Genomic DNA, 12,295 nt, shown 5'->3' with positions numbered 1-12,295 from the left:
TATGAAAAAAAGTGTTTTAAATGGGATGATGACTATTCTTTTAGTGACTAGCTTGGGTCTTGCTGGCTGTCAACAAAACAAAAAAACGGAAGCGAAGTCAAGTTCAACGAGCGAAGTGGTGAAAAAGAAAGCCAAAGCACAAACAAAAGAAAAAAGCAAAAAGAAAACAAAGACTAGTACTAGTACGACCAGTGAAAGTAAAACACAAACAACACAAACAAAAACAAGTACAAGCCAAGCAACAGAAGCTAAACAAACAACCACTTCAACACAAACGCAACCTGCAGTTCAACCAACGATTTTAGATGAATTGAATGGAAAGAATTTTATTTTTTCAAGTGGTGCTGGTGGTTGGTCAACGACATTATCAATTAAGGCAAATGGTACTTTTTCTAGTGTGTTTCATGACTCAGATCTGGGAGTAACGGGTCCGGGTTATCCAGGTGGTACTGTCTCGTATAGTCAAGTATCAGGACAATTTACCAATTTATACCAATTAAATGAATATGTTTATCAAGTTGACATTACAAACTTACAATATGCAAATCCAATTGGTAGCTCAGAAATTAAAGAAAACCAGAAATATGATTATACCGAAACTTATGGAATCTCTAAGAATAATCGGATGGCAATTTATCTTCCTGGAACGCCAATTTCTAGTTTGCCACAATCATTTGCTGGCTTTGCTAATGGTCGAGTGCCTGAAGGAAGCAGCACTTTGCCAATTTACGTTATTCAAGGAGATATGGAAGGTATTTTTGTTGAATACTAATAAATTTTAGTTGATTAACGGTGACTAATTTAACAACTTAAATTTACGATTAATCTAAGCATATTGATGAAAAATGATAAGGTGAAAAAAATGAAAAAAATAAGCAAAATCATTATTGCATTAATTGGCATGGGAGTGCTCTTTGTAGGGGGGCTATATCTTGTTGGTAGTAATTCAGAACAATCAACTTCTCAAACAATATCAACAACACCTAAAAAGGCTATTACGAAAAAGACGAAGCAACAACGAGAAAAAACGGCTACGACAACCAGTAGTCAAAACAAGAAACAAGTAACATCATCTTCAGCTAGTGCTAGTGAACAAACGACATCAAACACTGAAAAAAGTTCAACACCTGCGGCTAAAACAATCTTTGCATCAATTGAAGGCAAGCAATTCATTTTCTCAAGTGGCGCCGGTGCTTGGTCAACTGGCCTAAAAATAATGCCAGATGGTCGCTTTACCGGACAGTATAGCGATATGGATATGGGCGATGTGGGGACTGACAACCCTAATGGCACGCAATATCTATCGACTTTTGCTGGCAGTTTTGAACAAGTTCAACAGCTTAACGCGAACGTTTACGTATTAAAAATCAAAGAATTAACCTACGCCAATCCAGTTGACAGTCAAGAAATTGTTGATGGTATCAAACGCATCTACACGAATGCACATGGCTTAGCTGGAGCCAATCAGCTATACCTGTACTTACCAACTACGCCACTTAGTGAAATTCCAGAAGAATATAAAAACTGGATTGCCGCTGGGATGGTCCCAAATGGCGCAACAACGCTAGGCTTTTATGGTATTTACAACGAAGCGATGCAAACAGGCTTTGTCAGCTATTAAACTGTATAAGACTTTTAAAAGTTTTTGTATTGATGCTATGGGCAAGTAATTGATTGAATTTATTGGCAGCCTAAATAATTTATCAACAAAAAACTTTTAACAATCTTTTTATCGAATTGAGGAGGAAATATGAATCAATATCCTGTAACGAAAAATCAAGAACTAACCGTGGACATTATCGACCTTACGCATGAGGGAATGGGCATTGCTAAAGTTGATGGTTATCCACTGTTTATTGAAAATGCCTTACCTGGAGAAAAAGTGACCATTCACGTACTTAAGGTGGGCAATAAATTTGGCTTTGCTAAAGTAAAAGACTTTTTAAAGAAAAGTCCTGATCGTATTGAAAACGCAGATGAGCGCTATATTCGAACGGGAATTGCCCCTTTAGCCCATTTAAGCTATGAAAAACAACTGCTTTTCAAACAACAACAGGTCGAAAACGTAATGAAGAAAGTTGCCAAAATGCCAGACGTTGCTGTCTTGCCAACAATCGGTATGACCAACCCGACTGGCTACCGTAACAAAGCCCAAATTCCAGTTAGAAGAATTGATGGTCAATTACAAACCGGCTTTTATCGTAAAAACAGTCATGACTTGATGCCAATCGAAAACTTCTACATCCAAGATCCAGCTATTGACCAAGCGATTGTAACGATTCGCGAGATCTTACAAAAATACCAAGTCAAAGCTTATAACGAAACGACCCACGAAGGCTTTTTAAGACATATTGTGATTCGGCGCGGTCATTACACACACCAAATGATGGTGGTCTTGGTTACTCGCAAAACCAAATTCTTTAAAGGAACACAAATCGCTCAAGAAATTGCCAAAGCCTTACCAGAAGTAGTATCGATTATTCAAAATATAAACGAAGAAAAAACCAACGTCATCTTAGGCGAACACGAACAAGTCCTATATGGTAGCAGTACCATTGAAGATCAACTCCTAGGTAAAACCTATCAAATCTCGGCTAAATCGTTCTATCAAGTGAATACGATCCAAGCTGAACGCCTTTATCAAACGGCTTATGACTTTGCCAAATTAACAGCAAAAGACATAATCATTGATGCATATTCTGGCATTGGAACCATTGGCTTATCAGTGGCGGATAAAGTGAAGCACGTCTATGGCATGGAAGTCGTTGCCGATGCCGTCCAGGATGCAATCAAAAATGCTAAATTAAACGGCCTAACCAACACTACCTATGTAACAGGAAACGCTGAAACTGTCATGGCACAATGGGTAAAAGACGGTATTCAACCAACTGTCATTTTCGTTGACCCACCACGAAAAGGCCTAACACCAAGCTTCATTAAAGCTAGCTGTGAAATGAATCCAGAAAAGATCGTCTATATTTCCTGCAACCCAGCCACCATGGCCCGCGACCTAGCCCTATTTAATGAACTAGGCTACGCCGCCCAACAAGTCCAACCCGTGGATCTATTCCCGATGACAAACCATGTTGAGACGGTAGTATTGATTACGAGGCTGTAAGCCTTTATTTAAGCGGGTTTCCGAGATTACATCCAAGTTGTCTACTCAACCTAAAGTGCCATAATGCGTACGCGGAAACAAATCGAGGGGATACTTTTGGGGCGAAATTTGAGCTAAAAAAAGGTAGGGTTGAGTTGACAGAATAGATAACGGGCATTTTTTCATAGGGTTGAGTAGACAGGATAGATGTAAAGATTATGATGGAGAATAATAACAGGTTTTATGTGCGCAGGGATGGATTCAAGGAGCAATGCGTCTTGGCTTTGCCTATTAGTGCCATGAAGCCGGAAGATAAGCGGTATACTCATAATAATGTAGAAAATAATTAACTTAATTGTTTTTGGGGAGGAGAAGATCATATTTGTGTTACAAAATGAAAATAATGAATTTGAATATTAATGATTTTGGTGGTACTGCTAATCACCGGGAAGAATACAAGAAAAATTTTAATAATAAGTATCTTGTAGAATGGGATAAATTATATAAATCACCTAATGTCGATGGTATTTTCCAATATATTGAAGATTTAACTTCTAAACCGGATATAATTGTTCTTCAAGAATTCGATATTAATTCAAAAGAAGCAACATACTTTAAAGGGAAAATGGAAGGATTAGGATATAAATTAGCATCAGAAAATCCATCAAAAAGACCATCAATGACAGTTTTTTTATAGCAGAGGGAATTGATTACGAACACATTGAACAAATACATGAAAGGAATTTAAGAGCATATGCAGTAAAATTATGTAATGACTTAGTTGTATATGGAACGCATGTACCCCCAAAATATGATGAGGTCTTTTGGAATGAACTTGATTGTTTTGTAGAAACATATAGAAATCATAAGCTGGTTCTAATTGGTGATTTCAATACAATTAATAAACGCAATAAAAGCAGACTTGAGGCTCTTCTGAAAACTGGATTAATAGATGTATGGCTTAAGAAAGGTAATTATAAACCGATCTCTGTTCCTGGGGATTATGCTTTCGTATCAGAAACTATCAAAACAGCGGATGTAGAAATAGAGATTAGCCATATTGGATTTTCTGACCATCCAGTGATAATGCTAACATTGCTTTAATTGAATGAAAAGAACCTTTTAGGTGTTTGGCAGTCAACTACGTGATTACTCAATGTTTAAGGAAGGTGCTACATGAGAATTAGTGTAATAATATGTTGTAATAAATGCTGTGTTCGAAAAATTTCATACAGAAAGCCGAAAAATATAATGATGGTCACGTTTACAGAAAAAGCAGTGAAAGAGATAATTACACGTATATCTGCAATGGTGCCAAAGCGAATAAAAGAAATTGAAGAAATGACAGAAAATGTTTCTGCTGGGAAAATATATGTAACAGCATTTTTAGACTTTAAAACATTTAAGAAATTTTCAGAGTCTTTAGCTTGGGAAACGGAAGTATGGATTGCGGATATGCCGGACCATATGATTCATCTAAATGGTGATAAATTCTTAGGACCGAGAAAATAAAGGAGGAGGTGCTCATTATTAAAGGTGAAGTATCAAAAAAAGATTTGATTAGAGAAATTGAAAAAGCTATTAAAAGTGATGAATTAGGAGCATTTATTGGAGCAGGACTATCAATTCCTGCCGGATTTTGTAGTTGGAAAGAACTTCTAAAAGAACCTGCAGAAGAAATTGGACTAGATGTTGAAAAAGAAAATGATTTGGTTAACTTGGCTCAGTATTATTCTAATTCAAAAAAAAGAACATCGATAGATGACTTGATCAAAGGTCAATTTTCTCAATTAGTAAAACCTACTGAAAACCATAAATTATTATCACAGTTACCGATTTACACTTTTTGGACAACTAATTATGATAAGTTAATTGAAAAAGCTTTAGAAGATAATATGAAAAAGCCTTATATAAAAACAAAGGATGAACAATTAAGAGGTACAAATCATGATTTTGATGCAATAGTATATAAATTGCATGGCGATGTAGAATCTCCTGAAGACGCAGTACTAACAAGAAGTGATTATGAAGAATTTGGATATAACAAAAGAAAATTATTCAGAGAAGTTTTAGAAGGAGATTTGCTTACCAAGACATTTCTATTTTTAGGATTTAGTTTTGAAGATCCAAACTTTAACTATGTAATTGGAAGATTAAGGGTATTGCTCGATGAAAAGAATACGAGAAAGCATTATTGTATTATGAAAAGAGTCCAAAATACTGATGAGGATTATGAATACAAAAAAGCAAAACAGGAGCTACAAATTGAAGATTTAAATAGATATGGTATTTTTACATATTTAGTAAATAGATATGATGAAATTACCGAATTATTAAGCACTCTTGTCGATAGATTTAGAAGGAAAACAATATTTATTTCAGGCAGTGCATACAATTATCCGGGTTATTCTCATGAAACCGCTCAAAATTTTATTCATAAATTATCTTTTGAACTATCGAAGAATGGTTATCGCATTGTTAATGGATATGGAAAAGGTGTAGGAGAATTTATATTAAATGGTGTTGCAGATTTTTGTTTGAATCACAAAGCAAAAATAAATGATTTTTTGACGTTTATGCCTTTTCCTCAAAATAGTTCATTAGGGATTGATTTAGATCAGCTGTATAAAGAAAATAGAGAGCAGATGATTGAAAATTGTGGTATAGCTATATTTCTTTTTGGTAATAAGGAAGCAGAAGACATTGCAAGTGGGGTTATGGACGAATATGAGTTATCTAAAGAGCATGGATTAGTATGTTTGCCTATTGAACGTACTGGTGGGGCAGCTAAAGAAATATATGACAAAATAACTCAAGAAATTTTAGATAAAAATACAATAAGTGCAATTGACCAGGCAAATAAACAATGCGATGGAGATATTGATATATCTGTTAAAAATATAGTGCAAGCAGTTAAAATATTAAATAAGGAGGATTTTTAAATGTCAAAAAGGCAAGTATTTTTCAGTTTTCATTATGACAATGATAATTGGAGAGCAGGACAGGTACGCAATATGGGAAAGGTGGATAGCAGCTCTACTTTTTCTGATAATGATTGGGAGGAAGTAAAAGAAAAAACAGACAGTAAAATCAAAGAATGGATTGATGAACAATTAAATAAGCGTTCATGTTTAGTGGTTTTAATCGGAGAAAAGACTGCAAATAGAAAATGGATAAATTATGAAATAAAAAAAGCATATGAGTTAAATAAAGGAATTGTAGGAATCTATATTCATAAATTAGAGAATTCATCAGGTGAACAAGATGATAAGGGGAATAATCCATTTGATTATTTGACATTAGAAGGAGAGAAACTTTCTAAGTATGTTAAATGTTTTGATTCGAGTTATGCATCAAGTAAATATGTTTACAATGATATTAAGGATAACATAGAAGATTTGATCGAATATGGCATTGAGCACAAACCGTCTACTTGGTAATAAATGAGAATGGAGAGAAAAATTATTTTATCTCTCCATCTCCTTATCCATATAAATTCCATAGTTCTTTCGTATTTGATAAAGTTCGTCCATAGTAGATTTGGTAGAATAATACTGGCTCTTTGTCAAGTAGTGTTGTTGGCAATTAAGTCAATTGGAGAGGAAGTTATTTTATGAATGCTTTCTCTCTTTTTTTATTTTCTTTTCTTTTTTCAATCGACGCTTATGTACGAACAGGTGGCTGGAGGTGTTCAAGGGTGGACTTGTCCACTTGCGTAGCCCTTGCACAGCTGATAAAGCCATCTGTTACAATGTGTGGGCGATTGAGGAAAGGTTTTAAGCAGTTTTTCTTCTACATTTTCGTTTCTTTGGTTTTTTCGTTTGCCAATTTTCTTCGTATAAAAAGATTCTTCTTCGCATATTTCCAAAGTTTCTAAATCCAAAAGCAACTCGTTGAAAGACTTTGATTAAATTATTTTTACCTTCTAGTTTTCCGTTTGAATAAGGTAGTTTTAGAGCATTCTTTACATTACGAGTTTGTTTGGTTAAGTATTTAATTGACTTTTTAAATTTTTTATCTAAGTTTTGAGGTAAGTTATAGAGTATATCAAAAAATTTGTTGTATTCTTTTTTATGAAAGTGTCCAAGCAGACTTTGATAAATCTCGTAACATTGCTTGAAGCCTTCGTCAAATGAAAGTAAGGTATCTACGACTTCTGTTTGAGTGACGAATTTTTTATCGAATAATGGGTACTGTGAACGTTTCTCGTAATCCAGATTATCCTCGTAGGTTAAAACGAATTTCCAATATCTTTTTAATTTCGTATAGTGACGAGATTCCTTATTTTTTTTGTTCATTCATTACTTGAATTCGTTTATTATTCAAAGCACGAGTCAATTGTTGGACAATATGGAAACGATCAATGATAATTTCTGCATTAGGAAATATTTCTTTGATAGCATAAGGATAAGAGGCATTCATATCCATTACCACATATTTCACACGGCATCGGTTTTCCAAGCTAAAGTGCAGAAAATAGTCTTTAATCGCAAAATTCCTACGATCATTGAGAATATCAATGATTTTCCCAGTTTCTCCATCACTAAAAATAAAGCATAATTTTGTATGATAATCTCTCGTTCCTTTGAATTCATCAACCAATAGGCATTCAGGTAGTTGGTAGGTATAAGGGTTCACCTCATAAGTGTAGGACTTCAGGATACGTTCAACCGTTTTAGTGGAAACGAAGTAACGATTAGCAATATCGGTCATAGAACATTTCTGCTTTAAATCATTAAGAATAGCGAATTTCAACGCTTTTGAAATGTAGCAATTTTCATCAACGATCTTTGTCGTAGCGCTGAAAGTATGCTCGCAATCTTTACAACGGTATCGCTGCTTGTATAAACGAAGATAAGTGGGAACATTTTGATAGGGAATCATTTGAATTAGGCTAGCTTTGGGCGTATGTTTAATGACGGAACCAATTCCCCCATATTTAGGGCAACAGTATGGATTTTCAGGGTATGAGAGTAAGCCGGAAAAGACTTTAGAAGGAACACCATGTACTTCCTCTTCAGAAAGTGCATCCGTATAAGTAGGGAAAGTAATATTATCATCTTTAATAGAAAGAAGTTTTTTGATAAAAGTAGTTGTACTTGGACAGTTTTTTTTGATATTATTTAGTAAAGACATCTTGTTTCACTCCTTAATGGTTTTAAGCGACTTAATTATAGAGGAAACAGATGTCTTTTTCTATTATTATGATTATAAAAAAAGATATTTAGTGTTATCCTCCATTTGAGTAACAACACTAAATATCATAGACCCTAGATTTTGATTATTAATAATTATTATTTTTGAGGGCTACATATATTCTTTTATAGCTGCAAGCGTTTGCTGACAATCAAATAGTTGTTTTTCTAGTAATGAAATTTTAAGAAGTAGTTCTTGATTAGTTGTATCATCTTTTTTTGCTTCCAAGTTATCATTGGTATATTGAATAATTGCTCTGTAGATGCTGGCTACGGAACAGTCTAGTGTTTTTGATAAAGACAGCAATTTGTCATATGTGTTTTGGCGTAAACTAATCATTTTTTGAATAGTTAAGTTGTCATCTGAGTTTATGTAGTCTGTTAGTACTTGAGGTGATGAATTAAAATCATCTATAGCACGTGCAAATACAAAAGAATCCCTATATTCTTTTGAAGAGCTGTTTCCGAAATAATTATTTCTTAATATTGGAGCATAGTCTAAAAGTTCTTTTGACATTTTTATGTTTATCTGCATATCAATTCCTCCGTTTAATATCTAGATATTATTATAGTAGTTAGCTGAGAAAAAATCAACAGATATTAAAAGGATAACTAGATATAAAAATAGTATTGACAATAAGGAAGAATGGAGCTATTATAACGATATGAAGATATTAATACGATATCTAGATATCAAAATTATTTAAGGAGGATCTTTTTATGATCGGTAAAGTTCTAACAGCTAAGGGTATGTCAATGAGTGTAGCAGATGTCATCAGTGCAATGGTGGCAAGTATGCCAAATGATCCATATGCAGTGCAGAAAGCGTGTGGGAGCCTTGGGGGTGCAAAAACGCATTCATTTATTGATATATCTAATGGTGTAGTAACTAGGATTCGCTAATATGAATCACCCCAGCTGGGAGGGGAATATCCCAGCAATATTTAGAGGAGAATAAGAGTATGGTTTTAGCAACAAAAAAGTCTATAAATCAGCTACAGAAGATATTTAATGTTTTAGGGGAATATGGTGGAACTATAACAACTTCTAACCCTAGAAATTGGTGGAAGCTAGATTTAGAAGTTGAATATATAGATGGTGAGGATAAAAGAATTTTAATAGGAATATGTTCGACTATTAATGATGATATTGTCTTTGACCCAATGTTTACCCTTAACTTAAAGATTGATTCCGATAACAAGATAGTAGATGCTATTATTCTTGGATACGAGTCAACAACTGCATTGGGCACAGTTTATTCTGGCGAAGATGATGTCCTTTATGGTTTCGGAATGAAGGAAAAAGCTGGTATGAGAAAGTTATTTAGTTCTTTTATGACAAATATAAATGAAATAGGTCCTTATCTTACGGAGCCAAAGAAAATTAAAAAATATACGAAAACATTAGCAGATTAAGAAAGGTGGAAATTGTTTATGGAAGATTTTATGTTTGAAGAAGATGAGAAAGAATTTATTTTATTCGAAATGTTTGGAATTGACCCAAATGCTCCAGATGCAGCCGCAGACTTAGAAGAGGCTATTGATTGTTATTGGGATTAAATAATGGTTGTTTCCAGGAAGCATATAAAGCTTCCTGGAATTATTATAAAGAGTTGAAGGAGAGATCAAATATGAACATAGGATTTTGTAATATGAATTTTTGGAAACCAGTATATGACATGAAATTCAGTGAAAAGCAAGAATATTTAGTTGAAAAGGTTAAAAATGAAGAACCCGTAATTTTGGCTATAAATGAGCATGCATCACATCAAACCTTGATTTCTAACTTGGATAAAATGTTAGGCGGGGAATACTCAGTAGTAAAACCAAACTTTGACAACGTTAGTCACCCACGCAGTTTACAGAATCTTCTTATTATCAAAGATGGAATAAAATATACGATTCAAAATGTAAATTGTTGCTTGCCTAATAGATTAAATGTTGTTGATGTCTATTTGTTGGGAGAAGATGAAGATAAAACTCCTATTCGAATAATTAATGTATATATGGTGCAAACAGCTATCTTAAAACCGCATTTGCGTGAAAATAGAGAAAATCTTTCAAGAAAATTATGGAAAGAGATAAAAGAGTTACTTGAATCTGAAGAATATAGAAGAATACCTACTATTGTTATGGGGGATCTCCAGGAGCTTAGTAGTGGTGAAAATATTAAATATTTAACTGAAACACTAGGATATTATGAGCTTGTAGAGGGATTTGCTCCTGTAAGTACATTTGATAATAAGACGATAGATCATGTTCTCTTTTCACGAGAGGCACGTGAGATCTTAAAACCTAGAAACTATTCTGTAAATAATGATGCTCTTTCTTACTCAGATCATCCATATATATCTGTAGAAGTAGCATGATAAAAGATATGACAAATAATATTATTAGCATTAAGGATTATAAGAAAAAGCAGTTCAACAAATTATTGAAATCCGATCCAAAATATTGTGAGATAAATAGAAAAATTCACTTTGCTTTTATTTTGTTAGGGGTGGATCTTGTATTACTGCTTATATGTTCATTTTTATAGGAGGGCATACCATATATGAATAGAGCTACTGCTATGAAAAAAATCAAAGAACGATTAAGAAACTTCAGATATATTTATAAAGAAGAGAGAACACAGATAAATGAGATACATTTAACGTTCAAAATGGATTCAAATTGCTATGAATTACAAAGTTCAATGCTTTTTGAAGAAAATTGGCTGGATATACTTACATTTATCTCACCAAGAGTAGTAAAGCTTGATTATGATGAATTAGAATATATAGATATTCTTAAAACCATTAATTTTATAAATTGGGTTTCAAAGAGTTCTTGTGGAAGAATGTACCTGGATGACTATGAGGACATAGCAATATCACTTCGCTTTACATATGATTGGGTAGAAAAATATCCAGATATAGTTATTAGTGAATTTGAAACAACGATTCAATATTATGAGGATTTATTTACTATAATATTAGATGTAGCTAATGGTAAGAAAGATTATTATGAGGCTAAAACATTTATAACTGAAATGTGGAAGCTTTAAGGAGGATTAATTTGGACAATAAAGAAAAAGAATATGAAGAATATGATACCATGCTTCAAGAAAAGTATCCAATATTAAAAAGGCCAAAGTTTAAATCGAAGTTTCATGAGTGGGACAATAACTTGACCATATATGAGAACTGGGGATTTGAAGGAATTTCACTGATATGGTTAAAATTACTTATTGAACCTATGATGCAAGAAATCTATAAATGCTATGAAGAACATGGAGAAGAACCTGGTTTAATTGTCGAGCAGTGCAAAGAAAAATGGAGTGCTTTGAAGTTTTATTTCAGTATCGATAAAAATCATAGGCAAGCAATTCATGGTATTGATGGTATAGGTGGTGAAGGTATACGTTTATATCCATCTGATGATAATACCATTGCGTCTGAAATATCGGATATTGTTAAAAGGTACGAAAGGAAGTCTTTAGAAGTATGTTGCCATTGTGGATCAAAAGGTGAAACAAGACCATTAAGATGGAGAATAGTTTTGTGTGATGATTGCTATGAAGAACAATTAGAGAAAATAAAAAAATACGAAGAAGAGAAGAAAAATAGGAAGCCAATCTTCAAGAAAGATATTATCGATGAATAGTAAATTTATCTTGTAGTAATAATATATTTTGGATATACTATCAATACTACAAGGTCTTTACTATGTTATAGGGCAAAGTGATTTAGCCTCAAAAGGGGGCTCTTTGTCAAGTAGTGTTGTTGGCAATTAAGTCGATTAGAGAGAAAGTTATTTTATGAATGCTTTCTCTCTTTTTTTATTTTCTTTTCTTTTTTCAATCGACGCTTATACACGAACAGGTGGCTGGAGCTGTGCAAGGGTGGACTTGTCCACTTGCGTAGCCCTTGCACAGCTGATAAAGCCATCTGTTACAATGTGTGGGCGATTGAGGAAAGGTTTTAAGCAGATTTTCTTCTACATTTTCGTTTCTTTGGTTTTTT

The 12,295-nt window shown here is 33.5% G+C and carries 15 protein-coding genes and 1 pseudogene; 14 read left to right on the top strand and 2 right to left on the bottom strand.

The genetic code is table 11. From position 1 onward, the window contains the following. Position 1: 1 nt before the first annotated feature. The 7 genes from RK02_RS03840 (at position 2) to RK02_RS03810 (ending at position 6,537) form a co-directional block, all read left to right on the top strand. Entirely contained in the window at positions 2–772 is a 771-nt protein-coding gene (locus tag RK02_RS03840) for a hypothetical protein (RefSeq protein WP_016182941.1), read from the top strand. Positions 773–862: 90 nt separating this feature from the next. Continuing rightward, complete coding sequence (locus RK02_RS03835) at positions 863–1,621, top strand: hypothetical protein (RefSeq protein ID WP_016182940.1); 759 nt, start codon at positions 863–865, stop codon at positions 1,619–1,621. Between the two features lie 129 nt (positions 1,622–1,750). Beyond that, complete coding sequence (gene rlmD / locus RK02_RS03830) at positions 1,751–3,118, top strand: 23S rRNA (uracil(1939)-C(5))-methyltransferase RlmD (protein ID WP_016182939.1); 1,368 nt, start codon at positions 1,751–1,753, stop codon at positions 3,116–3,118. A 373-nt stretch (positions 3,119–3,491) separates the two neighbouring features. Further along, positions 3,492–3,794 carry a hypothetical protein gene (locus RK02_RS03825; RefSeq protein ID WP_245555649.1) on the top strand — a complete coding sequence of 101 codons (303 nt, stop codon included), beginning with the start codon at positions 3,492–3,494 and terminating at the stop codon, positions 3,792–3,794. A gap of 479 nt (positions 3,795–4,273) precedes the next feature. After that, positions 4,274–4,609: a BsuBI/PstI family type II restriction endonuclease gene (locus RK02_RS03820; RefSeq protein WP_016182937.1), complete on the top strand. Its 336-nt coding sequence runs from the start codon at positions 4,274–4,276 to the stop codon at positions 4,607–4,609. Positions 4,610–4,617: 8 nt separating this feature from the next. Next, complete coding sequence (locus RK02_RS03815) at positions 4,618–6,039, top strand: SIR2 family protein (protein ID WP_016182936.1); 1,422 nt, start codon at positions 4,618–4,620, stop codon at positions 6,037–6,039. Continuing rightward, the gene (locus tag RK02_RS03810) at positions 6,040–6,537 is read left to right on the top strand and encodes a TIR domain-containing protein (protein WP_016182935.1); all 498 of its coding nucleotides are present in this window, start codon (positions 6,040–6,042) and stop codon (positions 6,535–6,537) included. Between the two features lie 336 nt (positions 6,538–6,873). Here RK02_RS03810 and RK02_RS03805 read toward each other — a convergent pair. Together RK02_RS03805 and RK02_RS03800 are read right to left on the bottom strand one after the other, a co-directional pair. Then, positions 6,874–8,233, bottom strand: a pseudogene (locus tag RK02_RS03805) (ISL3 family transposase). 171 nt (positions 8,234–8,404) lie between these two features. After that, positions 8,405–8,827, bottom strand: a complete 423-nt coding sequence (locus RK02_RS03800) for a hypothetical protein (protein ID WP_016182932.1) — start codon at positions 8,825–8,827, stop codon at positions 8,405–8,407. Between the two features lie 185 nt (positions 8,828–9,012). Between RK02_RS03800 and RK02_RS03795 the strand changes: the two genes are divergently transcribed. The 7 genes from RK02_RS03795 to RK02_RS12435 all read left to right on the top strand — a co-directional run. Continuing rightward, positions 9,013–9,195: a hypothetical protein gene (locus RK02_RS03795; RefSeq protein WP_016182931.1), complete on the top strand. Its 183-nt coding sequence runs from the start codon at positions 9,013–9,015 to the stop codon at positions 9,193–9,195. A gap of 59 nt (positions 9,196–9,254) precedes the next feature. Continuing rightward, positions 9,255–9,707, top strand: coding sequence for a hypothetical protein (locus tag RK02_RS03790; RefSeq protein WP_016182930.1), 453 nt, complete (start codon positions 9,255–9,257; stop codon positions 9,705–9,707). A gap of 18 nt (positions 9,708–9,725) precedes the next feature. Then, positions 9,726–9,851 carry a hypothetical protein gene (locus tag RK02_RS12490; protein ID WP_016182929.1) on the top strand — a complete coding sequence of 42 codons (126 nt, stop codon included), beginning with the start codon at positions 9,726–9,728 and terminating at the stop codon, positions 9,849–9,851. A 71-nt stretch (positions 9,852–9,922) separates the two neighbouring features. Further along, positions 9,923–10,660 carry an exonuclease/endonuclease/phosphatase family protein gene (locus RK02_RS03785; RefSeq protein WP_016182928.1) on the top strand — a complete coding sequence of 246 codons (738 nt, stop codon included), beginning with the start codon at positions 9,923–9,925 and terminating at the stop codon, positions 10,658–10,660. 185 nt (positions 10,661–10,845) lie between these two features. Further along, positions 10,846–11,337 (top strand): hypothetical protein, encoded by a 492-nt coding sequence (locus RK02_RS03780; protein ID WP_016182927.1) that lies wholly within the window; start codon positions 10,846–10,848, stop codon positions 11,335–11,337. Positions 11,338–11,348: 11 nt separating this feature from the next. Next, positions 11,349–11,936 carry a hypothetical protein gene (locus tag RK02_RS03775; protein ID WP_016182926.1) on the top strand — a complete coding sequence of 196 codons (588 nt, stop codon included), beginning with the start codon at positions 11,349–11,351 and terminating at the stop codon, positions 11,934–11,936. A 154-nt stretch (positions 11,937–12,090) separates the two neighbouring features. After that, on the top strand, positions 12,091–12,295 hold a 205-nt coding region (locus RK02_RS12435; RefSeq protein ID WP_211211262.1), incomplete at its 3' end, for a hypothetical protein.

The sequence above is a fragment of the Enterococcus columbae DSM 7374 = ATCC 51263 genome (assembly GCF_000406925.1).
Lineage (GTDB): Bacteria > Bacillota > Bacilli > Lactobacillales > Enterococcaceae > Enterococcus_E > Enterococcus_E columbae.
Note: the sequence above shows the minus strand (reverse complement) of the source record. Positions and strands in the feature narration are given on the sequence as shown.